This is a genomic window from Amycolatopsis sp. A133 (assembly GCF_031082405.1).
Lineage (GTDB): Bacteria > Actinomycetota > Actinomycetes > Mycobacteriales > Pseudonocardiaceae > Amycolatopsis.
The window spans coordinates 80,838-105,647 of the sequence record NZ_JAVHJU010000023.1; the positions used below are offsets into that span (position 1 = coordinate 80,838).

At 69.6% G+C, this 24,810-nt stretch carries 24 protein-coding genes; 12 read left to right on the forward strand and 12 right to left on the reverse strand.

Annotation, left to right across the window (positions count from 1 at the left end; translation table 11 throughout):
- Positions 1 to 11 precede the first annotated feature (11 nt).
- The 5 genes from Q5425_RS18050 to Q5425_RS18070 all read right to left on the reverse strand — a co-directional run bounded on the left by Q5425_RS18050 (position 12) and on the right by Q5425_RS18070 (position 6,376).
- Positions 12 to 3,083 carry a glycosyl hydrolase 2 galactose-binding domain-containing protein gene (locus Q5425_RS18050; protein ID WP_308673407.1) on the reverse strand — a complete coding sequence of 1,024 codons (3,072 nt, stop codon included), beginning with the start codon at positions 3,081 to 3,083 and terminating at the stop codon, positions 12 to 14.
- A 109-nt stretch (positions 3,084 to 3,192) separates the two neighbouring features.
- Positions 3,193 to 4,425, reverse strand: a complete 1,233-nt coding sequence (locus tag Q5425_RS18055; protein WP_308673408.1) for a hypothetical protein — start codon at positions 4,423 to 4,425, stop codon at positions 3,193 to 3,195.
- Between the two features lie 43 nt (positions 4,426 to 4,468).
- Positions 4,469 to 4,843: a YchJ family metal-binding protein gene (locus Q5425_RS18060; RefSeq protein ID WP_308673409.1), complete on the reverse strand. Its 375-nt coding sequence runs from the start codon at positions 4,841 to 4,843 to the stop codon at positions 4,469 to 4,471.
- Between the two features lie 73 nt (positions 4,844 to 4,916).
- Positions 4,917 to 5,684 carry a hypothetical protein gene (locus tag Q5425_RS18065; protein WP_308673410.1) on the reverse strand — a complete coding sequence of 256 codons (768 nt, stop codon included), beginning with the start codon at positions 5,682 to 5,684 and terminating at the stop codon, positions 4,917 to 4,919.
- Positions 5,681 to 6,376: a hypothetical protein gene (locus tag Q5425_RS18070; protein WP_308673411.1), complete on the reverse strand. Its 696-nt coding sequence runs from the start codon at positions 6,374 to 6,376 to the stop codon at positions 5,681 to 5,683. Before Q5425_RS18070 ends, Q5425_RS18065 begins: the two co-directional genes overlap by 4 nt.
- A 303-nt stretch (positions 6,377 to 6,679) precedes the next feature.
- On the opposite strand from Q5425_RS18070, the gene Q5425_RS18075 reads away from it, so the two are divergent.
- Complete coding sequence (locus Q5425_RS18075; RefSeq protein WP_308673412.1) at positions 6,680 to 7,492, forward strand: hypothetical protein; 813 nt, start codon at positions 6,680 to 6,682, stop codon at positions 7,490 to 7,492.
- Between the two features lie 43 nt (positions 7,493 to 7,535).
- Here Q5425_RS18075 and rnhA read toward each other — a convergent pair whose 3' ends face one another.
- Entirely contained in the window at positions 7,536 to 7,997 is a 462-nt protein-coding gene (gene rnhA, locus Q5425_RS18080) for a ribonuclease HI (protein WP_308673413.1), read from the reverse strand.
- Between the two features lie 74 nt (positions 7,998 to 8,071).
- On the opposite strand from rnhA, the gene Q5425_RS18085 reads away from it, so the two are divergent.
- The 4 genes from Q5425_RS18085 (at position 8,072) to Q5425_RS18100 (ending at position 11,137) form a co-directional block, all read left to right on the forward strand.
- A complete protein-coding gene (locus Q5425_RS18085; RefSeq protein WP_308673414.1) occupies positions 8,072 to 8,776 on the forward strand; it encodes a Crp/Fnr family transcriptional regulator in 705 nt (234 codons plus the stop codon).
- Between the two features lie 111 nt (positions 8,777 to 8,887).
- Positions 8,888 to 9,055 (forward strand): hypothetical protein, encoded by a 168-nt coding sequence (locus tag Q5425_RS18090; protein WP_308673415.1) that lies wholly within the window; start codon positions 8,888 to 8,890, stop codon positions 9,053 to 9,055.
- A gap of 232 nt (positions 9,056 to 9,287) precedes the next feature.
- Positions 9,288 to 10,226 (forward strand): hypothetical protein, encoded by a 939-nt coding sequence (locus tag Q5425_RS18095; protein WP_308673416.1) that lies wholly within the window; start codon positions 9,288 to 9,290, stop codon positions 10,224 to 10,226.
- Positions 10,227 to 10,354: 128 nt separating this feature from the next.
- The gene (locus Q5425_RS18100; RefSeq protein WP_308673417.1) at positions 10,355 to 11,137 is read left to right on the forward strand and encodes a DUF1684 domain-containing protein; all 783 of its coding nucleotides are present in this window, start codon (positions 10,355 to 10,357) and stop codon (positions 11,135 to 11,137) included.
- A gap of 15 nt (positions 11,138 to 11,152) precedes the next feature.
- Here Q5425_RS18100 and Q5425_RS18105 read toward each other — a convergent pair whose 3' ends face one another.
- The 3 genes from Q5425_RS18105 to Q5425_RS18115 all read right to left on the reverse strand — a co-directional run bounded on the left by Q5425_RS18105 (position 11,153) and on the right by Q5425_RS18115 (position 13,751).
- Positions 11,153 to 11,644, reverse strand: a complete 492-nt coding sequence (locus Q5425_RS18105) for a hypothetical protein (protein ID WP_308673418.1) — start codon at positions 11,642 to 11,644, stop codon at positions 11,153 to 11,155.
- Between the two features lie 131 nt (positions 11,645 to 11,775).
- Positions 11,776 to 13,014, reverse strand: coding sequence for a hypothetical protein (locus tag Q5425_RS18110; RefSeq protein WP_308673419.1), 1,239 nt, complete (start codon positions 13,012 to 13,014; stop codon positions 11,776 to 11,778).
- Between the two features lie 59 nt (positions 13,015 to 13,073).
- Positions 13,074 to 13,751: an MBL fold metallo-hydrolase gene (locus Q5425_RS18115; RefSeq protein WP_308673420.1), complete on the reverse strand. Its 678-nt coding sequence runs from the start codon at positions 13,749 to 13,751 to the stop codon at positions 13,074 to 13,076.
- A gap of 110 nt (positions 13,752 to 13,861) precedes the next feature.
- Here Q5425_RS18115 and Q5425_RS18120 point away from each other — a divergent pair, with 110 nt between their 5' ends.
- Together Q5425_RS18120 and uvrA are read left to right on the forward strand one after the other, a co-directional pair.
- Positions 13,862 to 15,067 carry an acyltransferase gene (locus tag Q5425_RS18120; RefSeq protein ID WP_308673421.1) on the forward strand — a complete coding sequence of 402 codons (1,206 nt, stop codon included), beginning with the start codon at positions 13,862 to 13,864 and terminating at the stop codon, positions 15,065 to 15,067.
- A gap of 86 nt (positions 15,068 to 15,153) precedes the next feature.
- On the forward strand, positions 15,154 to 18,015 hold the full coding sequence (gene uvrA, locus Q5425_RS18125; RefSeq protein WP_308673422.1) for an excinuclease ABC subunit UvrA: 2,862 nt from the start codon (positions 15,154 to 15,156) through the stop codon (positions 18,013 to 18,015).
- Between the two features lie 5 nt (positions 18,016 to 18,020).
- Here uvrA and Q5425_RS18130 read toward each other — a convergent pair whose 3' ends face one another.
- Positions 18,021 to 18,569 (reverse strand): fibronectin type III domain-containing protein, encoded by a 549-nt coding sequence (locus Q5425_RS18130; RefSeq protein ID WP_308673423.1) that lies wholly within the window; start codon positions 18,567 to 18,569, stop codon positions 18,021 to 18,023.
- Positions 18,570 to 18,793: 224 nt separating this feature from the next.
- Here Q5425_RS18130 and Q5425_RS18135 point away from each other — a divergent pair, with 224 nt between their 5' ends.
- The 4 genes from Q5425_RS18135 to Q5425_RS18150 all read left to right on the forward strand — a co-directional run bounded on the left by Q5425_RS18135 (position 18,794) and on the right by Q5425_RS18150 (position 21,153).
- Entirely contained in the window at positions 18,794 to 19,297 is a 504-nt protein-coding gene (locus Q5425_RS18135; protein ID WP_308673424.1) for a hypothetical protein, read from the forward strand.
- A 145-nt stretch (positions 19,298 to 19,442) separates the two neighbouring features.
- Positions 19,443 to 19,994 carry a sigma-70 family RNA polymerase sigma factor gene (locus tag Q5425_RS18140; protein ID WP_026469270.1) on the forward strand — a complete coding sequence of 184 codons (552 nt, stop codon included), beginning with the start codon at positions 19,443 to 19,445 and terminating at the stop codon, positions 19,992 to 19,994.
- Entirely contained in the window at positions 19,991 to 20,704 is a 714-nt protein-coding gene (locus Q5425_RS18145) for a zf-HC2 domain-containing protein (RefSeq protein ID WP_308673425.1), read from the forward strand. The genes Q5425_RS18140 and Q5425_RS18145 overlap by 4 nt, the downstream gene beginning before the upstream one ends.
- 5 nt (positions 20,705 to 20,709) lie before the next feature.
- Positions 20,710 to 21,153, forward strand: coding sequence for an SRPBCC family protein (locus Q5425_RS18150; RefSeq protein ID WP_308673426.1), 444 nt, complete (start codon positions 20,710 to 20,712; stop codon positions 21,151 to 21,153).
- 179 nt (positions 21,154 to 21,332) lie between these two features.
- Here Q5425_RS18150 and Q5425_RS18155 read toward each other — a convergent pair whose 3' ends face one another.
- Positions 21,333 to 22,742 (reverse strand): MFS transporter, encoded by a 1,410-nt coding sequence (locus Q5425_RS18155; protein WP_308673427.1) that lies wholly within the window; start codon positions 22,740 to 22,742, stop codon positions 21,333 to 21,335.
- A 104-nt stretch (positions 22,743 to 22,846) separates the two neighbouring features.
- Here Q5425_RS18155 and Q5425_RS18160 point away from each other — a divergent pair, with 104 nt between their 5' ends.
- Complete coding sequence (locus tag Q5425_RS18160) at positions 22,847 to 23,239, forward strand: helix-turn-helix domain-containing protein (protein ID WP_308673428.1); 393 nt, start codon at positions 22,847 to 22,849, stop codon at positions 23,237 to 23,239.
- 206 nt (positions 23,240 to 23,445) lie between these two features.
- Here the strand turns inward: Q5425_RS18160 and Q5425_RS18165 are convergent, their stop codons facing one another.
- Positions 23,446 to 24,789 (reverse strand): cation:dicarboxylate symporter family transporter, encoded by a 1,344-nt coding sequence (locus Q5425_RS18165; protein ID WP_308673429.1) that lies wholly within the window; start codon positions 24,787 to 24,789, stop codon positions 23,446 to 23,448.
- Between the last annotated feature and the right edge of the window lie 21 nt (positions 24,790 to 24,810).

Here is a 24,810-nt window from a genome sequence, read left to right on the forward strand (position 1 = left end):
CCTGTCCGGACTCAGACGGTGATCTTGTCGACGTTCGGGCCGCCGTTGGCGGTGGTCGCGGTCGCCTTGATCTTGTTCGTCCCCGCGAGCAGGGAGACGGGCACGGTGACCGTCTGCCACGTGTCCCAGTTCCCCGTGCCGCCGAAGGCCACTCCGGACGCCACCTTCGTGCCGTTCACCGTGATGTCCATCGGCCGGTTCGCCGTGGTGCCGTTGGCGAACCGCAGGACGACGTTCGCCGGTCCCGCCGCGCCCGCGGTCACGGACCACTCCACCGCGCTGCCGGTCGCGTTGTCGTAGTTGACGAACCCGGTGCCGGTGTACCCGAGGTGGTTCGACTCCGCGACGCCACCGGTGATCGTGGCGTTCTCGGCCTGGTAGTCGGCCGGGGTGCCCGGGCCGGTCGTGCCGTCCGCGGGGATCGTCTTCGTCTCGGTGTTCCAGCCCGCGATCCGCACGGACGGCTTTGCGCCCTTGAGGTCCGCGGTCCGGTACGTCGCCGTCAGCGTGGTGGACTCCCCCGGCCAGAGGCTGACCTGGTTGTCGGTCCACCGCACCGGCAGCACCGGCGCGCCCGCCGCGCCGACCACGTGCGCGTCGACGAAGAACGCCGGCACCTTGCCGCCCGCGTCGTTCTTCAGCGTCACCTTGGTGGTCGTGGTGCCGTCGGCGTTGGCCGTCGAGGTGGCCGTCGACCCGAGAGAGACCTGGGCGAGGCCGTTCAGTCCCGAGAGGTCCGCGTACGACGTGGTCGGCGTGTAGTACCAGTCGCTGTTGGCCCAATCCAGGGTGTCGGCCTTGGTGGACAGCCAGTACACGTTCCGGCTGACCTCCTTGCCCGAGGAGTCGCTGAGCACCAGCTTCGCCAGGTACGTCGTCGACAGCCCGCTCACCGAACCGATGGTCAGCGCCGTGGTCTTGGCGCCGTCACCGCCCACCGAAACGGCCTTGGACTGGCTGAACTTCTCCGTCCCGTCGAGGTTGTAGAGCTTGACGGACGCGGTGAGGTTCGACGCCGCGTCGTGGTTGTGGTTGACCACCACGACGGACTTCGTGTCGTACGAGTACTGGATGTGCAGCGGCTCGTTCGCCTTCTTGGCCCCGAAGTACGAGCCGTTCTGGTCGAGGTAGGCGTCGAACAGCTGCCAGTGCAGCGACGTCCAGCCGCTGTTGAGCATCCAGTAGATGATCCCGGTGGCCGGGTTCGAGCTGTCGCTGAAGTTGCGCGAGTGCGACTCGAACTCGGCGCGGACGTTCTCGTACTGCGCCAGCTGCGCCTTCCGGACGAAGTCGTCCAGGCTCGCCGGCTTGCCGTAGCGGCCGGTGAGCGCGTCGCCGAAGAGCTTCAGGTTGGCGAACGTCGACGACGAAGACCGGTGGTACTGCGGGGTCGACGGGCTCTTCCACATCGTGTCGAGCTCGCTCGCGGACATCATCCGCTTGAGCGTGTCCATCGTCGGGATGTCCGGCCCGGCGCTGGTCTCGGAGTTGAAGTTCCAGGCGCCGCCGAGGTCGCTGTGCGCCTTGTCGTACCAGTAGTTCGGCGGGACGTAGTCGTACGGCCCGTTCATCTTCATCCCGGACGACCCCAGCTGCGGCGACGACTTCGCCGACGCGGCCGGCACCACCGGCGTCTGCCAGTCCGCGGCGCTCAGCGCGTCGAGGTAGTTCTTCTCGATCGTCGCGTCGGGGGCGAAGTCGCTGCCGATGAGGAACGAGATGACGCTCGGGTGGTCGCGCAGCCGCTCGGCTTCCGCGGTCATCGACGCCTTCGCGACCGGGTAGTCCGCGGCGGTCCAGGGGTCACCCTTCTCCTCGCCGTTGACCTGGCCTTCCCACTTGTCGCAGCACTCCCAGCCGGGCAGGGTCAGCACGCCCATCCGGTCGGCGAGGTCGAAGAACTCGTCCGGCTCGATGTGGCCCTCCAGGCGCACGGTGTTGAGCCCGAGGTCCTTGACGTAGGCGAGCTTGTCCGCCGCGGCCTGTTCGTTCCAGCGCAGGAACAGGTCCGGCGAATAACCGCCGCCCTTGATCAGCAGCGGGCGCCCGTTGATCGTGTAGGCCCGGCCGCCGCTCGAGTTCTTGTTCGCCGTCACCTGGCGGATGCCGAAGCTCGAGTGCGCGGAGTCCGACGCCGTGCCGCCGACGCTCGCGGTCAGGTCGAGGTCGTGCAGCGGCTGGCCGCCCATCCCGGCCGGCCACCAGATCTGCGGGTTGTCGATCCCGAGCACCGGGAACGTCACGGTCTTCTTCTCCTTGGCCGCCAGCGACACCGTCTGGCTGATGGCGCGCCCGGCGACCGTGCCGGACACCGTCGCCGACACCGCGGCGGCGGAGTCGTTGCGGACGTCGGCCTTCACCGTCAGGTCGGCGTGGGTCAGCCCGGTCAGCTTCGTGACGACGTGACCGCCGCGCAGCGCCACCGGCCCGCTGCGGCGCACGAGGACGTCCCGCACGATGCCCATGTTCTGGTCCGGCGGGGTCTGCGCCCAGTCGATCCAGCCCATCGACAGGTCCTTGTTGGGGTCGTTCGGGTAGACCTTGAACGCGATGCTGTTGGTCCCGGCCTTCACCTGCGCGGTGATGTCGAGGTCGTGGCGGGTGTAGGCGCCGTTGACCTGGGTCTTGTCGGCGATCCGCGTCCCGTTGACCCAGACGTCGGCCTTCGACAGCACGCCGCTGAAGTCGAGGTAGGTCCGCTGGGACGTGTCGGTGACGGTCAGGTCGGTCCGGTACCACCACGGGACCTGGAAGTCCGCGACCGGCACGTTCTTCATGTTCGTCGAGTAGAACGGGTCGGCGTACTTGCCGTTGGCCAGCAGCCCGGCGTAAACGGTCGACCGCGGGCCGACGGGGTACCAGCCCGCGGTGTCGAAGCCGGGTTTGGAGACCGCGGAGTCGTCGCCGACCTTGGCGGATGTCTGGATGAGGAAGCCGGGGACCGCGGTGGCCGGCGCCGCGGCGGTGACCACCGCTCTCGCCGGCTCCTGCCCGGTTGCGGCGGGGACGCTCGCCCCGGTCACCGCGACGGCCAGCGCGGCCGCCGCGAGGACGATCCGGGTTCTTCTCTGCCGATAGCTCACTAGCGCGCCTCCTAGGCACCACGGCGGCGGGGGACCATCGTTAGGGAACTTTCCTAACAATTGCGGACGATGGTAGCGGCCCGATCACGTCGAGAACAGGGCCGTTCCGTCAGAACCGGGTGGCCTGCCACGCCGCGGCGGCGCGCAGGGCCAGCAAGAGCGGCAGGGAGCCGTCTTCCCAGAGCCGTTGCGGAAGTGCCTCGCTGAGCGGGACACCGCCGCCCAGCGCGGCGCCGATCGCCGGGAGGTCGACGTCGAAGAGCGTCAGCCCGGCGCTGTAGAGCCGTTCGCCACTGACCGGGCGGCGCCGCGCGACCTCGGTGCTGTCGACCGTCAGCTCGGTGAGCCCGAAGAATTCGGGCTTGGCGCCGCGCTCCATCCAGCGCGCGAACCCGGTCACCTTCGTTTCCCGCACGTATCCGGGGGTCAGCCCGGTCTCCTCGCACAGTTCGCGTTCCATCCCGGCGCGGACCACGTCATGCAGCAGCCGCCGGGGCCGGCCGTCGGGCGTGCGCAGGTCGCGGGGTTCGAGCGAGCCGCTGCCCGACGGCGCGAGCAGCAGCCCGCTGACGGAGTTGAGCGCCGACTGCCGGACGGTGACCAGCTTGCCGTCGGTGGTGAACGCCACCGTGGAGACGCCGACGAGGTCGGCGAGGGTGCTGCTGCTCAGCTCGCGCAGGGCGCCGGAGGTGTCGGTGAGCTCGGCCTTGCGCAGGTCGAACTCCTCGCCGGTGCCGGTGCGCGTGATGCGGAGCGTGCCGAGTTCGTTCGAGCAGACGGCGTCGAAGAACCGGGCCCGGTGCAGCCGGATCGGCGCGGGCCGGGCGCCGGCGACGGGTAGCGGATCGCCGCGCATGCCGACGATCGGGCCGTTGAACAGCAGCCGGCCGCGGGCCCGCATCGGCAGCACGTGCGGCGCGGTGGCCTTGAGGGCCGGGGGCAGCCGGTACGGCTCCTCGGCGACGTCGATCGTGTGCCGCTCTTCCCAGAGGTCCCGGTCGATCGCGGCGCTGACCAGCGCGGTCCCGCGGGCGGGCACGGCGAGGTACTCCGACGCGGGGTAGGCGGGCGGCGGCGGCAGTTCCGCGGTGGGGAAGGGAGCGGCGATGGTGGTGAACTCGAACCCGGCCCAGCGGCGCCGCAGCAGCCGGACGTCCCGGGTGAAGGTGGTGACGCCCAGCGCGAGCGCGAGGACGGAGAGCACCACGCCGACGGCACTCGGCAGGATGGTGACGGCCCCGAGCACCACGCCCAGCCCGGACGCGGCGAGCGGCCATTCCCGGGCGCCGATGAAGCCGAAGTAGTCCGCCTTCGCCCGGGCGCGGCGCGTCAGTTTTCCCATCGCCGCACTGTTTAGCACGACGGAGCCGGTCCGCGGGGCGGGTTTACGCTTCCGCGTCGAGGTAGACCCAGTGGCCGTCCTCACGCCGGAAGCGGCTGTGCTCCTCGAGGAAGCCGTCCCGGCCGTGGTGGCGGTAGTGTGCCCGGAATTCGACCGTGCCTTCGGCGTGCAGCAGCCCACCCCCGGTGCGGCCGAGGATCTCCAGCCGCGTCCACTCCTGGTCCGGATCGAGGTCGAGCCGCCGCGGCCGGGTGCCCGGGTGCCAGGTGCGCAGCAGGTAGGCGGTGTCCCCGACGGCGAAGGCGCTGAACCGCGACCGCATCAGCAGCTCGGCGGTCGGAGCGGCGAGGCGGCCGTCGTGAAACCGGCCACAACAGGCGGCGTAGGACGCGGTGAGGCCGCACGGGCACGAAGTCATGCCGAAATCGTCCCACGGCGACTGGCGTAGTCCCGGCGAAGATCACGGAGTACGGGTCGCACGTGTTGGCCATTCAAGTGCTCTCGAACTCGAGGATCCTTCGCGATTCGACCGCGTGCTCTCCCGCGCGGGTGATCAGCACTTTGTTGCCCTCGAGGTGCACGAGGGCTTTGTCGTCCAGCGCCCGTATGGTCCGGCGCAGATTCTTTTGCATCGAGTCCGCTACCCACGTCACGAGTTCGCTCAACGTCGTCGGTGTCGCGCCTCGGTGATAAAGGAGAACGAGCACCGTGTCGCTCGCGCGAAGGTCGGTTCGCAGCACTTTGGGGCGGTCGCCGAACATCTGCACAACCGGGTACTTGCGCGTGACCAGTTCTGTGACGAGCCGTTGGGCGGTGTCGGCATCGACGCGTTTGCTCAACCGGACGAACTCGGCGATCACCCAGTCGAGGACGGCCGTCACCAGGGTGGCGTCCTGAAGGTTCGGATCGATCCCGTCGGCGAGATGTGCGATGTCTCGGCTGTTGCGGATGTCGTAGACGACACGTAGAGCACGAGGCAAGTAGATACGGACGGCCTTGGGGAAGTCGGTGGCGCTCAGGGATTCCAGCGCTTTCGCAACTTTCTCGGTGTTCAGTTGCTCGCCGATGGGCGTATGGCGGCCTTTCGTCATTTGTTCGAGAATCCGGTATGCGGCCTCGCAGAACCTGCCGCCTTCCACGGCGCTGAGGCGATGCCCGCCCAGGAGGTAATTGTGCTTGGCTTCTGCGTAGGCGTCGAGCAACTCTTTGGCGAGGGTGTGATCGTATGACGATTCGAGTACGTCTCGAGCGGTGATCACTTGTCACTCTTTTCGTCCGGCAAACTCTTCTTGCCACCGCTGGACCGCTTCTGCCGGTGCGGGTGCTCATGCAAGGCTGCCTTGACCGCCTCCCGATCCGGTAGTGCCTCGACGACCGCGTCGCCGCGGGTGGTCATCTGCTTCGCACCTTGTCCTGCCGAGACCACATAGCCGCTCTGCCGGTCCGCATTGTCCAAGTCCCTCGGCAGGTTGCCGAACTTCTGCCCGGCTGCCTCGAGGTTGAGAGCGGAGATGTCCGAGGCCTTGAAGTGTGGGGTGTCCCGGTGATGGGCAAGGTAGTAGGCGAGGCAGGCGATCCGCTCCACCTGGGAGCCGGGCTTCTTCTGACTCATGAAGTCGCGAGCGCTGACCGTCTTCTTGCCGACGCTCGCAGGTGCGTAGGACGACGGGTTCTCGTGCGGCTGACTCGAGTTCGAACCGGTCAGTGCGAGGTCGGTCAGCCCCAGCGCCTCGATCAGCCAGAAGACCGCGCGCCGGCGGGCTTCCTCCGCGAGCGGACTGAGCGCTTCGAAAGAGATCTGCATGGCTTTGAGCTCGGTGAGCGCGTCCTCAGCGGAATCAGCTGTTTTCGTTGCCCTCGGCTCGAAATCCGTGTGCACGACGTTGCTCGGAGCTCCGTCGGCGAGGTCGTGCTCGGAGTCTTCTGGAGTCGTCGGTGTCTCGTCGTCCATGGTGATCCTTTCCGGATGATTCGGTGGCGTGCTCCAAAGCTAGCGCCGAGTTGGCGCTTCTCTGTCGCAGTTGTGTCGCATGGCGTTCGGCGTGACCGTGTGGGAGCGACATAGTTGCAGGTCGCGATTCCTCCGTGTCACCCGGAAGCGCAGTTTTCCTGCGCTCCGATGTCACTACAATCGTCGCCGTGCAGCTTGGAGGTACCGGTTGTGGCTCAGTCTGACCCCAACGTTCGTGCAGCAGGCGCTCTTCTAGCCCGGCTCCTTGCCGAATCTCCGCCCTATCGGGCGAAGTGGCGGGCCTTGACCTCGCGAGTCGCGGGGAAGCTGAATCAGTCCGCGATCGCGAAAGTGATCGAACACCATTTGTGGGAACAAGACCCGACAGGCACTGAGCGTACGGCGCGCATGCTCAAGGACCGGGTGGGCCGAGCCTTGACCGGACAGAGTCTCTCGTACGAGACGCTGACCTGGTTCCTGGAAGCGTTCGAAATGACGGACACGGACCGAAGGCACCTTCGCGAGGTCTACGAAGGCCGGCACACGCCGACCAGTGAGATCGCCCATACGCTACGAAGCAGGCGAGAGATGATCCGCGGGCAGCGGCATCGCACGATCAACCTGGTCGAACGGTATGACGTCACCGACGGGCGCCTGAGCGTGCGCCGCACGGTGCACACGATCCGGGCGATCGAGGACGGCGTCGACATCTACCTCTTCAACCACGAGCCGGAAGCCTCTCGTATCGAGGTCGCCTACGGTGGGCAGCTCGGGCAGAGTCATGAGTACGGTCGCGGACTGCGCAGCGTCGAAATCGAGCTTGACCGGCCGTTGCAGAAAGACGAGACAGCGGCGCTCGAGTACTGTGCTGTCTTCGACCGGCGTTCCGCGGGTCTGACGGAAGTGCGAAGGGCGGCGTTCGCCAGAGCCGAGAACGTCGACATGGCCGTCGCGTTCACCGGCAGGGTCCCACGCCGAGTTTGGTGGTGTGTGTGGGCGGACCACCTAGACGGCTCACCGGTCGACGAGAAACCGATCGAGCTTGTCAACTCCGCAACGAGGAGGTTCGTCCGGTCGATGGAGAACACGGTCGTGGGATTCCGGTGGGTATGGTGATGACGACCCGGTCGGCAGTGGCGGTCACCCGGTCCACCGAGGACTAACCCACGTTGACCGGTTCCCCGCTCTCCCGCGCCTCCTGCGCACCCCGCACCGCGAGCCGGTCCGCTCGTTCGTTCTCCGGGTGCCCAGCGTGGCCCTTGACCCACAGCCACTCGACCTCGTGCTCGCCCACCGCCGCGTCGAGGCGCTGCCAGAGGTCCGCGTTCTTCACCGGTTCGCGGGCCGTCGTCTGCCAGCCGTTCTTCTTCCAGCGGGGCAGCCACTGCGTGATTCCGTTGCGCACGTACGTGCTGTCCGTGTACACGCGCACCTGGGACGGGCGGGTCAGGCTCTCCAGTGCGCGGATCGGCGCCGTCAGCTCCATGCGGTTGTTCGTCGTCGGGGTGGCCTCGCCGCCGTACAGCTCGCGCTCGTGCCTGCCGTAGCGCAGCACCGCGCCCCAGCCGCCCGGTCCGGGGTTCCCGCTGCACGCGCCGTCGGTGTAGATCTCCACGTCCACGCGGCGACCCTACCGGTCTCGGCTCTCGCCCAACTCCGCCACGCCGGGTTACGGTGGTGATCCGGAGGGGAGCCATGAGCGGGCACGACGACACGGCGGAGGGGGCGCTCCTGACTTACCTCGCCGACGCCGATCGCGAGTACCTGCTCGCCCGCGGCACCCGCCGCCGGTTCCGCGCGAACGACGTCGTGCTCATGGAGGGCGACCCGTCGGACCACGTCCACGTGCTGGTCGCCGGCTGGGTGCGCGTCTCCACGATCGTCGAGGACGGCCGCGAGGTGCTCTTCGGGCTGCGCGGCCCCGGCGAAGTGCTGGGCGATCTCGCGGCGGTCACCGGACGGCCGCGGTCGGCGTCGGTGCGCGCGATCGAACCCTGCACCGTCTTCCAGCTGACCGGCGCGGAGTTCGTCGACGTCCTGCACGCCCGGCCCGCGATCGCCATCGCGACGATCAAGACGGTCGCGGCCCGGCTCCGCAACGCCGAGTCCGCCCGGGTCGACTCGGCCGCCTTCGACGTCAGCCGCCGGGTCGCCGTGGTCCTGGTGCGGTTGGCCGAGGAACACGGCCGGACCGTGGCCGAGGGGGTGGTCGTCGACGCGCTGTCGCAGGAGGACATCGCCGCGCAGATCGGCGCCGCCCGGCGTACCGTCGCACGGGCGTTGCGCGTGCTGCGCGAGCGCGGGATCGTCGAGACCGGCCGTCGCCGGTTCCTCATCCGCGAGCCGCGGGTCCTGCGCGCCTTCGCCCGTTCTGAGCCAAACGGCACACACCACCCGTGACAGCGGACATCTGACGGACGCCGCCGCCCGGCGATCCTGGAACCCGGCCGGAAAGAAAAACAATGCCACCGGCCGGATTTCCATTTCGAGCGAGGTCGGGGAGTCCTTGTCGTGAACGTCTACTGCAGAATTTTGACCCTGGTGAAATCGGTCTTCGCCGCGTTCGTGGCCGGTGCCGTCGCGGGTTTCGTCGCGGCCGCCGGAAGCGCGGCGGAACCGGCCGCGCCGACGTTCCACGGCTCCGCGCCGCTCTCCGCCTCGGCCTGGGTACAGCGATGAGGAGGTGTGTGTGATGGAGAGCCACTCGATCTGGGCCCTGATCTTCGGGGCCGGCTGACCCGCGGTGAGACCCGGCCGGCCGGCTCGTGGGGGGCCGGCCGGCCGGGCATTCGCGCGAATACCGGTGTCCGGCATTTGTCCTGCTTTCGCGGAACTGCTCCTGGTAACGTGAGCATTTCTTCCGCGGGGAAATCGAGGGGGTGGGACGACGGAAGAGCACACCCTCCCGTTCGTGCGCGAGCTGAACGAACTGCGCCGCGGCCGCGGGCTGGACGCGGCCGACCTGCACCAGCGGATCGGCCCGTACCTGCGAGCGGCGTGCGCCATCACCGAAGCCGACCAGCCCGCGGCCGCGCGCCAGAAGCTCGTGCTGCGCCTGACCGAACTCTGCGGGCGGCTGCCGCCGGACCTGAAGCTGGCCGCGCTGGCCGCGCTCGGCCTGCACGAGGAGGCCGCGGGGGAGTTCCTCGACCGGCGGATCTCCTGGCTGGCCAGCGTGCTCGACCGTGACCCCCGCACCGCCCGCCGCCGGATCGACCTCGCGTTCCGCCGGCTCGACGAGCTGCTCGGCGCGCCCGCGCCCCGCGGTGACCTGCACCCGCTGGCCGGCTGGTACGTCGAGTCGATGAAGGCGATGCTGCGGCTCGACCGCGACCCGCCGGAGCTGCAGGAGGAACGCCGGATCGTCGCGGAGGTCGACGAGCTCGACGAGCTGGTCCTGCCGTTCAGCGTGCCGGCCGAAGCGGGCAGCGACCCGCTGCCGGACATCACCGCCGACGCGCTGTTCGGCGGCGAAATCGTCGAAGCGCGCCAGGTTTCGGCGAGCCACGCGCAGTTCGTCATGCGGCTGCCGAGCCCGCTGCGGCTCGGCCAGCGGCACGAGTACGGCATCCGGTTCACGCCGCAGCGCACCGAACTGCGGCCCTACTACGCCATGACCCCGCTTCGCCGGTGCGAAGAGTTCTCGGTGCGGGTCCGCTTCGACCGCGCCGCGCCGCCCTCGCGGGTGTGGCGGCTCAACGGCGTGCCAGGCCGGGTGGTCGACGACGGCGTCGATTCGGGCGACGCGCTGACCGTCAACCGGGTCGGCGAGGTCGGGCTCGAGTTCCACGACCTGCACCAGGGCCTCAGCTACGGGCTGCAGTGGTCGTTCGGCCCGCGGGAGCACTGAGGCGGCGATGCGCACCGGCCCGGCCGGCGGCCGGTCGCGTGGCTGCAGGCGGGTCCGGATGCTGGGACGCGGAATAGCGCCGCGGGCGACGGGTTGGCACCGTCGTAGCCGACGGGAAGGGGCCCGCGATGAGCACGTTCACGCAGGAGTGGCAGGACTGGAAGGCCCGGCGCGAGGCCGACCTCGCGGAGCCGCACGGCTGGCTGGCGCTGGTTTCGCTGGACTGGCTGACCGGCAGGCCGCGGGAGTACCCGGGCATCCCCGGCCGCTGGTGGCAGGACGCGGACGCGGCGTACGTCGACCCGGCGGGCGCCTCGCTGTCCCACGAAGGCGAACCGGTCACCGGCGTCCGACGGTTCGAGCTGGTCAACAGCGGCGCGGGCACGCGGGTGCTGGCCGGCGACATCGAGATCGAGGTGGCCCGCCGCTCGGGGTACCTGATCCGCGTCCACGACCCCAAGGCCGAAGTGCTGCGCGAGTTCCGCGGGGTCCCGGCGTACGAGCCGTCGCCGTCCTGGGTGCTGGCCGGGCGGTTCGAGCCGTTCGCCTCGCCGAGGCCCACGACGGTCGGTGCCGTGGTGGAGGGACTGAGCCACGTCTACACGGCGCCGGGCGTGGTCCGCTTCTCCCGCGATGGCGAATCGCACACCCTGACCGCGTTCAACGGCAAGGACGGGGGCTTGAGCATCCTGTTCACCGACGCGACGAGCGGGGTCACGACCTACGCGGCCAACCGGTCGCTGCCGGTCGGCGCGCCGGCCGCGGACGGCTCGGTGACGCTCGACTTCAACCGCGCGGTGAACCTGCCGTGCGCGTTCACCGACTTCGCGACCTGCCCGCTGCCGCCGGCGGGCAACCACCTGCCGTTCGCCGTCGAGGCGGGGGAGAAGATCCCGCACGAGCGCGGGTGACTCCCCCGCCCGCCTTCAGTGGGCGACGTCGATCACGATGCGGTTGGGCGAGGTGAGCGTGAAGACGTTCACCGTCGTCCGCGACCGCACACCGAGCCCGATCGAGAGGTGCGCCTCGAAGTCCCCGGTGACGGCGACGGCCATCACGTTCTGCAGGTTCCGCGTCCGGAACTTCTGCGGCCCGGGGTAGGTGGGGTTCCCGTTGACGTCGTGCGCGGCCGCGGGGGTGGCGGTGACGTTGACGAAGTACTCCCCGGTGAGCCACACGACTTCCCCGCTGGGGTCGGCGGTGAGCTCGTCGGCGAGCTGGTGGGAGACGGCGGGTGCGGGCCCGGAGCTCAGGTCGAGCACGACCCGGTCGAAGCCGGTGTTGAGCCCGGTCCGGATGTTCGTCATGGCCGGGATGACGGGAGCGGCGCCTTGGGCGGGCGACGCCGCGGCGACGATCCCGCCCCCGGCGAGCAGCAGGGTGACGGCGGCGAGCGCGCGCCGGTGGGGTCTGGACATGGTGGGCCTCCTGGCGGAGAGAACCGATGGAAGTCCCAGCGCTGGGTTTGCGGGAGACGCCCGGTTCGTCCGGTCCGTTGCCCGGAGGCGGCGTTTGACGCCCCAAGCGTTACCCGGCTGCGCCGACCGTGTCAGCGGCGTCGTTCGAGGGTCAGCGAGAGAATCGATCCGTCGGCCGTCGCCGAGTAGACGGTGTCCGATCCTGCTTGATCCGGGGCCGGTGACTCGCGCAAGCGCTCGGCGAAAACGCGTTGCGCCTCCATGATCGCCCCGGCGGACCCTTCCGACAGCGAATCGTCGATCGACCGAGCGATGCCGTACTCGACGGTGAGCTGTTCCTGGTCGAAGCCGAAGGTGAAACTGGTACCCCGCGCCTCTTCGACCGGCGTGGAGAACGTCCGCCGTTCCCGCACCCGCCGCTCGATGCGACGTTCCATCACTTCCGGTGCCCAGCGCCGGAGCGCACCGAGGTTGCTGCCGAAGTCGGCGAGCACCGCCCAGGACGCCCGCACGGAGGCGCCGGCGATCTCGGCCGCCGAGGCGTCGGATCGGTCGGCCTCGAAGCGGAAGTTCCGGACACGATCGATCGTCTCCGCCGTGACTTCGTAGGCTGGTTCGTCATCGTCACCCGGGTCGACGGCCAGATAAGACGTTTTGTTCTCGGCGGTGATGACCGTGGTGGCCAGGCCGTGGGGCACCCGCCCGCCGATCGTGACACCGTCGAGCTGGCCCACGGCCCTGGCGAGCTGGGGCACGGCGTGGCCGGCGTTCTTCGTTCCCTTGCATTCGAGCACCCGCACCAGGTATCGAGTGCTGTCCCGGGGATCGGCGCCGACGAGGAGGTAGTCGGGACGCTGGGTGCCGATGTGCTGCACCGCCGAACTCGGTCCGAACACGTAACGAGCGTCCAGCGCCACATCGATGTCGACTACCGCCCGCAGATCGGCCACGCCGGTCGTTTCGAACCAGCGTTTGGCCAGCGCCGTCCCGAAGGCGATGCCCATCTCTTCCGAGGTCACGCGCCGCTGGTTGCCGGATATGCGGCGGCCGGCTTCGCTCAGCGTGAGCCGGGGAAGCCGGGAATGGGTGTAGTCGTGGGCGAAGAAGCCCAGGTAGCGCAGAAGGCCCCATCGCAGGTACACGTCGAGCACGTCGTCCTGATAGCGCGGCCGCGTCACGTAGGACAGCCAGTGCAACGCTTCGAGTGGCCGGAGGGCGATGCCGTCCGCCAAACCTTCCGCGGGGCACAAGGGTTTGCCGGGTGCGGTGAACCCCTTTTGCTTCTGAATCTGCCGCACCAGGGCATCGTCACTGCGCCCGGGCAGCCGCACCGGGGTGCCGATGACCTTGAAAGCTCCCGCGAGATCCACTTCGGCCCCGGATGTTCTGTCGTCGGACGGGGGGCTGCGTGAGGCAGCCCCCCGGTTGCTCACCAGCCGCGCTCGCGCCACTCCTGCAGCTTCGGCCGTTCCGCGCCCAGCGTCGAGTCGTCCCCGTGCCCCGGGTAGAACCACGTCTCGTCCGGCAACTCCCCGAAGATCCGCGTCTCGACGTCGTCCAGCAACGACGTGAAGTTCTCCGGTGACGCCGTCTTGCCCACCCCGCCCGGGAACAGCGAGTCCCCGGTGAACAGGTGCGGGATGCCGGCCGGGTCGCGGTACAGCAGGGCGATCGAGCCCGGCGTGTGCCCCCGCAGGTGGATGACCGAAAGCGTGACCTGGCCCACCGACAGCGTGTCCCCGTGCTCCACGAGGAAGTCCGGCGGCACCGGCAACGGCGCGGCGTCCAGCGGGTGGGCCGCGGTGTTGGCGCCGTTCGCGCCGGCCACCGCGCCCAGTGCCTGCCAGTGGTCCTGGTGCTGGTGGGTGGTGACGACCGTCCGCAACGCAGGCCGGTCCGGGCCGTGGCCGATGAGGTCGGAGATGCGCTCGGGGTCGTTCGCCGCGTCGATCAGCAGCGCCTCGTTCGACTCCCGGCACACCAGCAGGTACGCGTTGTTGTCCATCGGGCCGACGGACAGCTTGGTGATGGTCAGCGCGTCGAGGGTCCGCCTGGTGGCGTCGCCGCCCGGGTCGACGTGCCCGGTGTAGGTCTCCACGATGTTCACCGTGCACACGGTAGTCGTTTCACTCCAAGCGGTTCCACCCGCACAAGCGTCCGCACCCCCCGCCACGTAGGCTCACGGCGACCCCCGCCAGCCCCGACCTCAGGACGACCGTGCCCACCTCCCCGACGCCGCGCCGGATCAGCTGGGACCTCCTCCGCGTCGTCGCCGTTCTTGCGGTCATCCTCGGGCACGTCACCCACCAGGGTGCGCTCCTGCACCCCGAACTCACGGGGTACCCCGTGCGGGTGACAGCGCAGTTCGGGGCCGCCGTCCTGCTGGTGATCTCCGCCTTCTTCGTTTGCGCCGGCCTCCGCAAGGGCAGTCCCCGCCGGTGGCTGTGGAACCGCGTCGCGCGCCTGGTGCCCGCGTACTTCGTCGCCGTCCTGGTGACCTACGTCGTGACGCGGTGGGCGGCCATCTCCTTCAGCGGCCTGCCCTACCCGCCCGGCGTCACCGGGTTCCTGTTCGGCGTGCCGCAGGGGCCGCCGTCGAACCCTTCGCCGTGGTACATCCCGACCGGGCTGGACCTGGTCGCCAACCTCGGCATGGTGCAGGAGTGGGGCATCCGCTGGGACGCGTTCTACTACCTCGACGGCTCCTACTGGACGCTGCCGGTGCAGCTGCTGGCCTTCACCGGCGCGGCCCTGCTGTGGCCGCGGTCGTGGCGCACCCACCGGCTGACCGTCGCCCTGCTGTGGGCGCTGGTCCTCGTCCCGCTCGCACTGCGGTTCCTGGTGTTCCCACCCGGCACGGCCGGCCCGGTCGTCGAGACGTTCTACTACGGACTGGGCCTGCACCGGCTGCACGTCTTCGCCATCGGCGTCGCCGTCTGGCTGTGGTCGCAGCGGCGGCTGGCGCACTGGCACGCCGCGCTGTTCGTGTTCGCCGCGGTCGCCGCGCAGGACCTGCAGGTGTTCCCGCTGCACCGGGCGCTGCCGCAGGACGCCGAGCGCTGGCCGTCCACGATCGGGTTCGCCGTCCTGCTCCTGCTGGTCTGCCTGGCCGCCTGGGGCCCGGACTGGCGGTTCCCCGGGCTGGCCCGGATCGCCCCGGCCGTCACCTGGCTCGCGGGCATCTCGTATGGTCTTTATCTGGTGCACCAGGAACTGGGTTACATCCTGGCCCGCGCTCTGGTCGACCTCGGCCTCCCCGGCTGGCTGCGGCTCCCCGCCGTCGTCGGCGCCGCCGTGCTGGCCGGCTGGGCGGTCACCGTGGGGGTCGAACGTCCGGCCCACCGGTGGCTCACCACCCGCCGAAAGCCCGCAAAACCGCAGGTCGAAGACGCGGAACCAGTTTCTGTCGGTGGTGGCTCGTAGCATGGGCCGCGGCCGCCCGTGCAGCTTGAGACCGGTCGGCGAACCGCAGCTGAGTATGACTGAGAATGACCTGAGAGGACCCTGGCGTGGCTGATCGCCTCGTTGTTCGCGGTGCCCGCGAGCACAACCTCCGCGGCGTGGATCTCGACCTGCCCCGCGACAGCCTGATCGTGTTCACGGGCCTGTCCGGGTCCGGGAAGTCGAGCCTCGCCTTCGACACCATCTTCGCCGAAGGGCAGCGCCGCTACGTCGAGTCGCTCTCGGCGTACGCCCGGCAGTTCCTCGGGCAGATGGACAAGCCGGACGTCGACTTCATCGAGGGCCTTTCGCCCGCGGTGTCGATCGACCAGAAGTCGACCTCGCGCAACCCGCGCTCGACCGTGGGCACGATCACCGAGGTCTACGACTACCTGCGCCTGCTCTACGCCCGCGCCGGCAAGGCGCACTGCCCCAAGTGCGGCGAGCCGATCAGCAAGCAGACCCCGCAGCAGATCGTCGACCAGGTGCTGGAGATGGACGAGGGCGTCCGCTTCCAGGTGCTCGCGCCGGTGGTGCGCGGGCGCAAGGGCGAGTACGTCGACCTGTTCGAGAACCTGCAGCAGCAGGGCTACGCGCGCGTGGTCGTGGACGGCACGATGCACGCGCTCACCGACCCGCCGAAGCTGAAGAAGCAGGAAAAGCACCAGATCGGCGTGGTGATCGACCGGCTGAGCGTCAAGTCGAGCTCGCGCCAGCGGCTCACCGACTCGGTCGAGACGGCGCTGCGGCTGGCCGACGGGCTGATCGAGCTGGAGTTCGTCGACCTGCCGGAGAACGACCCGCACCGCATCCGCGGCTTCTCCGAGAACCTCGCCTGCCCCAACGGCCACCCGCTGGCCATCGAGGACCTCGAGCCCCGCTCGTTCTCCTTCAACTCGCCCTACGGCGCCTGCCCCGAGTGCACCGGCATCGGCATCCGCAAGGAGGTCGACCCGGAACTGGTGGTGCCGGACGACGAGCTGTCGCTGGCCGAGGGCGCCATCGCGCCGTGGTCGGGCGGCCAGAGCGCGGACTACTTCATCCGGCTGCTCGAGTCGCTGTCGGAGACCATCGGCTTCCGGATGGACACGCCGTGGCGGCGGCTGCCGGCGCGCGCCCAGAAGGCGGTGCTGCACGGCGTCGACGAGCAGGTGCACGTCCGCTACAAGAACCGCTACGGCCGCCAGCGCTCGTACTACGCGGCCTTCGAGGGCGTCATCCCGTTCCTCGAGCGGCGGCAGGAGCAGACCGAGTCCGAGTACATGCGCGAGCGGTACGAGGGCTACATGCGCGAGGTGCCGTGCCCGGCCTGCCAGGGCACCCGGCTCAAGCCGGAGATCCTCGCCGTCACGCTGGCCCACAAGACCCGCGGTGACATGTCGATCGCCGAGGTCTGCGCGCTGTCCATCGCGGAGGCGTCGCAGTTCCTCGACGAGCTGGAGCTGGGCCAGCGCGAGGCGATGATCGCCGGTGCGGTGCTCAAGGAGATCCAGGCGCGGCTGCGCTTCCTGCTCGACGTCGGCCTGACGTACCTCTCGCTCGACCGCGCGTCCGCCACTCTTTCGGGTGGTGAAGCACAGCGGATCCGGCTCGCGACGCAGATCGGCTCGGGTCTGGTCGGCGTGCTGTACGTGCTGGACGAGCCGTCGATCGGCCTGCACCAGCGCGACAACCACCGGCTGATCGAGACGCTGACCCGGCTGCGGAACCTGGGCAACACGCTGATCGTCGTCGAGCACGACGAGGACACCATCCGGTCCAGCGACTGGGTGGTCGACATCGGCCCCGGCGCGGGCGAGCACGGCGGCCACATCGTCCACAGCGGACCGTACAAGAAGCTGCTGAAGAGCAAGGAGTCGCTGACCGGGCAGTACCTGTCGGGGCGCCGGAAGATCGACATCCCGGCGATCCGGCGGCCGATCGACAAGAAGCGGCAGCTGACCGTCGTGGGCGCGCGCGAGCACAACCTGCGCGGGCTGGACGTCTCGTTCCCGCTCGGCTGCCTGGTCTCGGTGACCGGCGTCTCCGGCTCGGGCAAGTCGACGCTGGTGAACGACATCCTCGCGACGGTGCTGGCGAACAAGCTCAACGGCGCCCGCCAGGTGCCGGGCCGGCACACCCGGGTCAACGGCCTGAACAACGTCGACAAGCTGGTGCGCGTCGACCAGTCGCCGATCGGCCGGACCCCGCGGTCCAACCCGGCCACCTACACGGGTGTCTGGGATCACGTGCGCAAGCTGTTCGCGGCGACGACCGAGGCGAAGGTCCGCGGCTACCAGCAGGGCCGGTTCTCGTTCAACGTCAAGGGTGGCCGCTGCGAGGCGTGCGCGGGCGACGGCACGATCAAGATCGAGATGAACTTCCTGCCGGACGTCTACGTCCCGTGCGAGGTCTGCAAGGGCGCGCGGTACAACCGGGAAACCCTCGAGGTGCACTACAAGGGCAAGACCGTCTCGGACGTGCTCGACATGCCCATCGAGGAGGCCGCGCAGTTCTTCGAGCCGATCAAGGCCATCCACCGCCACCTGCAGACGCTGGTGGACGTCGGCCTCGGCTACGTCCGGCTCGGCCAGCCGGCGCCGACGCTGTCCGGCGGTGAGGCGCAGCGCGTCAAGCTGGCCAGCGAGCTGCAGAAGCGCTCGACCGGCAAGACGGTGTACATCCTCGACGAGCCGACCACCGGCCTGCACTTCGAGGACATCAACAAGCTGATCGGCGTGATCAACGGCCTGGTCGACAAGGGCAACTCGGTGATCGTGATCGAGCACAACCTCGACGTGATCAAGACCTCCGACTGGATCATCGACATGGGTCCCGAGGGCGGCAACGGCGGTGGCACGGTGGTCGCCGAGGGCACGCCGGAGTACGTCGCCGGAGTCGAGGGCAGCTACACGGGCGAGTTCCTGCGGACGGTGCTCACGGCGCAGTAAACGGCCTACCGCTCCTTCCCGGTGGTCTGGTGGACCACCGGGGAGAGCGGGCCGTAATACAGCGTCCGCAGCCGGAAGGCCGATTTCTCCTCGCCGGGGAGCAGCGAAAGCGCACAGGTCGTCACGCCGGGCCCGGTCACCTCGACCGGGTCGAAGTCCGGCGCGCCCGGGCGGCGGATCTCCAGGAGGAACCCGGCTTCGTCCGGCGAACGGTCGGCCCAGGTGAACGTCACCGTGTCGCCGGACGTCACGGCGTGCAGCTCCGTCGAGACCGGACCGGTGAACGGCTGCTCCCGGTAGTAGAACGGCGTCTCCGGGATCAGGTCCGGGTGGTGGTAGCTCGTCGTGTGCGGCGGCAGGAACCGCAGCGTCGTCCACGGCCCGGCCGGGTCGTTCGTGTACTCGACGCGGTGCCCGGCGTCGTCGTCCGGCCAGCTCAGCACGACGTCGGTCGGCGAGGTCAGGGTCGCGGTGAAGGGCGGCGGTGGCGGCGGTGGCGCTGTGGAACAGCCCGCGGCCAGCAGCGCCACGACGACGAGGGGTTTCACGGACACGGCGGCCTCCCGGAACGGCGGGGGGCGGCGGTGCGGACGTGATCAGCTTAGGAACCCGTCCGCACGGCGACAAGATCGTGCCGATCACCGGGACACACCAATCCGGCGGCGAACCGGCACCGAATGGCGCGAAACCGGGCTGAACCGTTTTGTGACGGCGCCCGTGTTTCCCGGTGTCGAGGTCCGCCGGACGGCGGTGCCGCCCTCACCGAGGAGAGAACGTCATGAACCGTATCCGGCCGGCTGTCGTCAGCGCTCTGGCGCTCGTCGCCGTCGCCACCTTGTCCGCCTGCGGTGACATGGCCGGCGGCGCCCAAGGGCCGCAACACGGGGAAGCGGGGCACAAGATGCTCTCGGTCGCCACGATCAACGGTGTCGGCGCGGTGGTCACCGACGCCGACGGCAAGACGCTCTACCGGTTCGACAAGGACCTCTCCCAGCCGCCGACGTCCAACTGCGACGGCGAGTGCGCGACCCAGTGGCCGCCGATGCTCGCCGGGGTGGCCACGCCGATGCTCAAGGGCATCCAGGACACCCAGGTCGGCACCGCGACCCGCAAGGACGGCAGCAAGCAGATCACGCTGAACGGCTGGCCGCTGTACGAGTTCGCGGGCGACAAGGCGCCGGGCGAGATGAACGGCCAGGGTGCCAACGGCACCTGGTTCGCCATGGCCCCGGACGGCAGCAAGATCACCGCGGGCGGCAAGGCCGGCGGCGCCGGCAACTGACAGACGACGGTTTCGGGGCAGAACGAGGAAGGACGGGCAGCCGATGAACACCATGGTCGCGCTGCGCTCGGCGCACGCACCGCCGGTGGAGCTGAGGGTTGCACTACTGTCCTCGACGACTCAGAACACCGTCGGGAGGACGAGGGTGGCCATAGGAGGCAGGCGGCCTAAGAAGGCCAAAGGCGAAGACCTGATTCGGCAGCTGTACGCCGAACACGGGCGAAGCCTGCTGGCTTACGCGACGAGGTTGACCGGTGATCGGGCGGCAGCCGAGGACGTGGTCCAGGAGACGCTGGTCCGAGCGTGGAAACACGCGGACGATCTGCAGAACGACGGGAAGGGCTCGGTGCGCGGCTGGTTGCTGACCGTCGCGCGCAACCTGGTCACCGACCGGGCACGTGCCCGGGCGGCCCGGCCACAGGAGGTGGCCGAACCGGCCGAAGGCGTGCCGACCCCGGCCGTCGAACGGGACCACGCCCAGGGCGTGGTCGACTCGATGACCGTGCTCGGCGCGATGGACGGGTTGTCGAACGAGCATCGAGAGGTCCTGGTGGAAATCTACTACCGGGGACGGACGGTGGCCGAAGCGGCGAGAACACTGGGCGTCGCACCGGGTACCGTGAAATCAAGGTCTTACTACGCACTACGAGCACTCAGAGCAGCGATGATTTCGAGCGGAACGGAGGTGGCGCGATGAACTCGGTCGACGAGAGTCACACGCAGCTCGGCGCGTACGCCCTCGGCGCGCTCGACCCCGGGGAGGCGGCCGACTTCGAGCGGCGGCACCTGCAGACCTGCGCGCAGTGCCGGTTCGACCTGAACGAGCTGGTGGCCCTGCGCGACTCGCTCGACGAGGTGCCGCCCGAGGCGTTCCTCGACGGGCCGCCCGAGGCCGGGGACCTGCTGCTGCAGAAGACCCTGCGCCGGGTGCGCGAGGAGGAAGAACGAGTGGCTCCGGCCCGTCGTGCGCCACGCCGGGGCCTGGCCCTGGTCGCGGCGGCGGTGCTGGTCGTGGCCGCCCTCGGCGGCGGCGTGCTGGTGGGACGGCAGACGGCCTCGGACAACGGCGGGGTCGTGGCCGCGCCGCCGTCGGACGTGCCCGGCACGAAGACCGTCGAAGGCCGGGATCCGACGACCGGCGTGCAGCTGGCTGCGTCGGTGAGCCCGTTCCAGGGCTGGGTCCGGGCGAACGTCAGCGTGAAGGGCGTCCGAGCCGGGGAGAAGTGCCTGCTCCAGGTGGTCACCAAGGAAGGCCAGGCGGTGACCGCCGGCAGCTGGCAGGTGTCGGAGAAGTGGGAGAGCCAGGGCTTCTCGCTCGACGGGTCCGCGCTGGTCGCGCCCGACGATGTGAAGTCGATCGACATCGTCACGGTCGACGGCCGGAAGCTGGTCTCGGCCCCGGTGTGACGAGCATGACGGGCACGCAATACCGGTTCCGCAGCACGTGGCTGCTGCCCGGAACCGCGCCTGAGCGGGTGTTCGACGTGGTCACCGACCTCGCCGGCTACCCGCGGTGGTGGTCGGACGTCCGCGCGGTGCGCCGCGTGGACGACGACACCGCCGAACTGGTCTGCCGGTCCCGGCTGCCGTTCCGGCTCGTCGTCCGGATGCACCGGGACCACCAGGACGAGCGCACGGGCCTGATGCGGGTCAGGCTCAGCGGCGACCTCGACGGGACCCTGGCCGGGGCGGTCCGCGCGGCGGGCGCGGGCACGCTGCTGGAAATCACCCAGGAAGTCCAGGCCCGCAAGAAGTTGCTGCAGCGCTTCGACACGGTGGCCCGGCCGCTCTTTCGCGCGAACCACGCGCTGATGATGCGGCGGGGCCACCGTGGGCTTTCGGCCTACCTCACGTGATCGAGGCCGTAACCCGCGTGATCAAGGCCGGAACTCGCGTGATTAAGGCCGGAACTCGCGAGTTACGGCTCCAATCACACGAGTTACGGCTCCAATCACACGAGTTACGGCTCCAATCACGCTAGTTACGGCTCTGATCACGTGAGTTACGGGCCTGATCACGGGAGTTGCGGGCCGGGTCACGCGAGATCGGCGGTGCACAGCTCCGGCGCGGGAGCCGTGGGCCGGTGGCGGCCCAGCACCAGGCCGCCCAGTGCGACCGCCGCGATCAGGAATCCCGCGCTGATTCCGTAGGCCAGCCGGAAGCCGGCGGCCAGTGCCTCGCGGTGGTCCAGCGCACCGAGGCTTTCCGTCCGGGCCGCGGCCGCCGCGGCCAGCACCGCCGTGCCCACCGCCGCGCCGACCTGCTGGGTCGTGTTGATCAGGCCGGACGCGACCCCCGCGTCCGCCGCCGCGACGTCCGCCATCGCCAGTCCCATCAACGCCGGGATGGCCACGCCGGCGCCGAGGCCCATCAACACCAGCGGCGGCAGGACGTCGGCGAAGTAGGAGCCCGACACCCGGGTGAGCAGCAGCAGGCCCACGATCACCAGGCCCAGCCCCGACAGCAGCACCGCCCGCGGCCCGAACCGCGCGGCGAGCTTCTCCGCGAAGCCGAGCGACGCCACCGCGATCACCACCGGCACCGGCAGGAACGCGACGCCGGTGCCGAGCGCGTCGAGGCCCAGCACCTGCTGCAGGTACAACGCGGTCACGAACTGGAACCCGAGCATCCCGGCGACCATCAGCACCATCACGACGTTGGCGCCGGCCACCGCGCGGAGCCGGAACAGCCGCAGCGGCAACAACGGCGTACGCGCTTTCGCTTGCCGCACCGCAAAAGCCGCGAGCAGGACGACGGCCGCGGCCAGCGCACCCCAGGCCGACGACGAAATGCCGTACACGCCGAGCATCACGGCGGCGGTCGCCAAGACCGCGCCGAGCACGTCCAGGCCCGCCCGCAGGCCCGTCCCGCGGTCCGGCGAGACCACCCGGACGGCCAGCAGCAGCGCCGCCACGCCGATCGGCAGGTTGACGTAGAACGTCCAGTGCCAGTTCAGCGCCTGCGTCAGCGCGCCACCGGCGATGAGCCCGATCGACGCGCCGGCCGCCTGCGTGAAGCTGTAGACACCGATCGCTTTCGCCCGGGCCCGGGGCTCGGGGTACATCGTGACGATCATGCCGAGCACCACGGCCGACGCGAGCGCGCCGCCGACACCCTGGGCGAACCGCGCCACGACCAGGACACCCGCGTCCGCGGCCAGGCCGGCGATCAGGGACGCCAGGGTGAACAGGCCGAGCCCGCCGAGGAAGACGCGGCGGCGGCCGAGCAGGTCGCCGAGCCGGCCGGAGATCAGGAGCAGGCCGCCGAACGCGACCAGGTAGGCGGTGACGACCCAGGACAGCCCGGCGGGCGTGAAGCCGAGGTCGGCCTGGATCGCGGGCAGCGCCACCGCGACGATGCTGCTGTCGAGCACGACCATCAGCGAAGCGGCGCACAGCACCGCCAACGCGAGACCGCGCGAGCGGGTGGGGTGGTTCTCGGCCATATCAGGCCCCTCCAGACGAGAGTTCCCCTGGTCGTTGCCAGGGCACTTCTTGTAACAGTGCCCATCATGTGTGACCATGGATCTCGCCGTAAGGAGGCACTTCCATGTCCCAGGGGAACATCGGTGTACCTGTCCAGGTCACCGAGATCGACCCGGAGAAACTCGACGTCTGCACGGTGCTGGAGGTCATCAACCGGATCAGCGGCAAGTGGGCGATCGGCATCCTCCTGGAGGCCATCCGGGGCCCGGTGCGGTTCACCGAGCTGGAGCGCGCGGTCGAGGGCATCAGCCGCCGGATGCTGACGCTGACCCTGCGCAACCTCGAGCGCGACGGCCTGCTGGTCCGCACGATCTACCCGACGGTCCCGCCGCGCGTGGAGTACGAGGCCACGGCCATGGCCAAGGAGCTGTACCAGTCGCTGAACGGCCTGCTCGGCTGGGCAGAGCGCCACCGCGACGACATAGCAGCCGCCCGCACCGCCTACGACACCCCCTGAACCCCCAAAGCCGAGCTTTCACGTGAAAGCTGCACTTTGCGCGGCAAAGCCGAGCTTTCACGTGAAAGCTCGGCTTTGTGGCGCAAAGCTGCACTTTCGTAGGGAAAGTGACGTGGAACGGGCCGCGGGGCGAGGTTGGGGGACTCGCGCCGCGGCCCGTGTGGTTCGTGCTCAGCGGGGGCAGTGAGCACGAACGTCTGGGGGAGTTACTTCGCCGTGGCTTCCTCGGGCTCGGGCTGACGCTCCTCGTCGATCAACGTGGCCTCGTCGAAGGGAGCGTTTCCGGCGAACACCCGTTCCGCCTGTTCGCGGTCGAACTCCTTCGTCCAGTTTCCGATGAGGACGGTCGCGACGGCGTTGCCCGCGAAGTTGGTCAGCGCGCGGGCCTCCGACATGAACCGGTCGATGCCGAGGATGAAGCCGACGCCGTTCACCAGTTCCGGCCGGTGCGACTGCAGGCCGCTGGCGAGGGTCGCGATGCCCGAACCGCTGACCCCGGCCGCGCCCTTCGACGCGATGATCATGAACACGAGCAGGCCGATCTGCGCGCCGAGCGACAACGGCTCGTCCTGCGCCGCGGCGATGAACAGCGTCGCCATGGTCAGGTAGATCGCCGTGCCGTCCAGGTTGAACGAGTACCCGGTGGGCACGGTGATGCCGACGACCGACTTGCCGACGCCGAGGTGCTCCATCTTCGCGATCAGCCGCGGCAGCGCCGATTCCGACGACGACGTCGAGAGGATCAGCAGGAACTCTCGGCCGAGGTAGCGCAACAGGTGCCAGATGTTGATCCGGGCGCCCAGCCACAGCACCAGGCCGAGGACGACGAACACGAACACCAGGCAGGTCACGTAGAAGCCGATCATGATGACGGCGAGGCTCTTCAGCGCGGCCCAGCCGGTCGCCCCGACGACGGCGGCGATGGCACCGAACGCGCCGATCGGGGCGGCCCACATGATCATCGCCAGCACCCGGAAGACCAGCCGCTGGATGTGCTCGATCCCGCGCAGGATCGGCGCGCCCTTCGGCCCCAGCTTCTGCAGCGCGAAGCCGACGAGCAGCGCGACGAGCAGCGTCTGCAGGACCTGGCCTTCGGTGAAGGCGGACACGAACGTCTTCGGGATGATGTGGAGCAGGAAGTCGACCGGGCCTTCGGCGCCGGTGGCGGACTTCTGGACGCTCTTCACGTCGGCGGGGTTGAGGTGCAAGCCCTCGCCCGGGTGCAGGATGTTGCCGACGACCAGGCCGATGGCGAGCGCGAACGTCGACATCACGATGAAGTAGACCAGCGCCATGATGCCGACCTTGCCGACCTTCGCCGCCTTGGCGACGGAGCCGACACCGATCACGATGGTGCAGAAGATGATCGGGGAGATCATCATCTTGATCAGGTTGACAAAACCGTCGCCCAGCGGCTTCAGGCCCTTGGCGAAGCCGGGGAAGAGGAAGCCCACCAAGATCCCGAGCAGGACCGCGACGATCACGGCCAGGTACAGGTAGTGGGTCTTGTCGCGACGGCGCGGCGCCGCGTCGGGGGTCGGTGTAGGCACCGTTGCCTCCAGCTAGGGGTG

Bases quoted from the DNA above. Each gene is read 5' to 3' on its own strand.
- Q5425_RS18055 (WP_308673408.1), bottom strand. From the start codon at position 4,425: ATGGGAAAACTGACGCGCCGCGCCCGGGCGAAGGCGGACTACTTCGGC.
- Q5425_RS18060 (WP_308673409.1), bottom strand. From the start codon at position 4,843: ATGACTTCGTGCCCGTGCGGCCTCACCGCGTCCTACGCCGCCTGTTGT.
- Q5425_RS18070 (WP_308673411.1), bottom strand. From the start codon at position 6,376: ATGGACGACGAGACACCGACGACTCCAGAAGACTCCGAGCACGACCTC.
- Q5425_RS18085 (WP_308673414.1), top strand. From the start codon at position 8,072: ATGAGCGGGCACGACGACACGGCGGAGGGGGCGCTCCTGACTTACCTC.
- Q5425_RS18100 (WP_308673417.1), top strand. From the start codon at position 10,355: ATGAGCACGTTCACGCAGGAGTGGCAGGACTGGAAGGCCCGGCGCGAG.
- Q5425_RS18105 (WP_308673418.1), bottom strand. From the start codon at position 11,644: ATGTCCAGACCCCACCGGCGCGCGCTCGCCGCCGTCACCCTGCTGCTC.
- Q5425_RS18135 (WP_308673424.1), top strand. From the start codon at position 18,794: ATGAACCGTATCCGGCCGGCTGTCGTCAGCGCTCTGGCGCTCGTCGCC.
- Q5425_RS18145 (WP_308673425.1), top strand. From the start codon at position 19,991: ATGAACTCGGTCGACGAGAGTCACACGCAGCTCGGCGCGTACGCCCTC.
- Q5425_RS18150 (WP_308673426.1), top strand. From the start codon at position 20,710: ATGACGGGCACGCAATACCGGTTCCGCAGCACGTGGCTGCTGCCCGGA.
- Q5425_RS18155 (WP_308673427.1), bottom strand. From the start codon at position 22,742: ATGGCCGAGAACCACCCCACCCGCTCGCGCGGTCTCGCGTTGGCGGTG.
- Q5425_RS18160 (WP_308673428.1), top strand. From the start codon at position 22,847: ATGTCCCAGGGGAACATCGGTGTACCTGTCCAGGTCACCGAGATCGAC.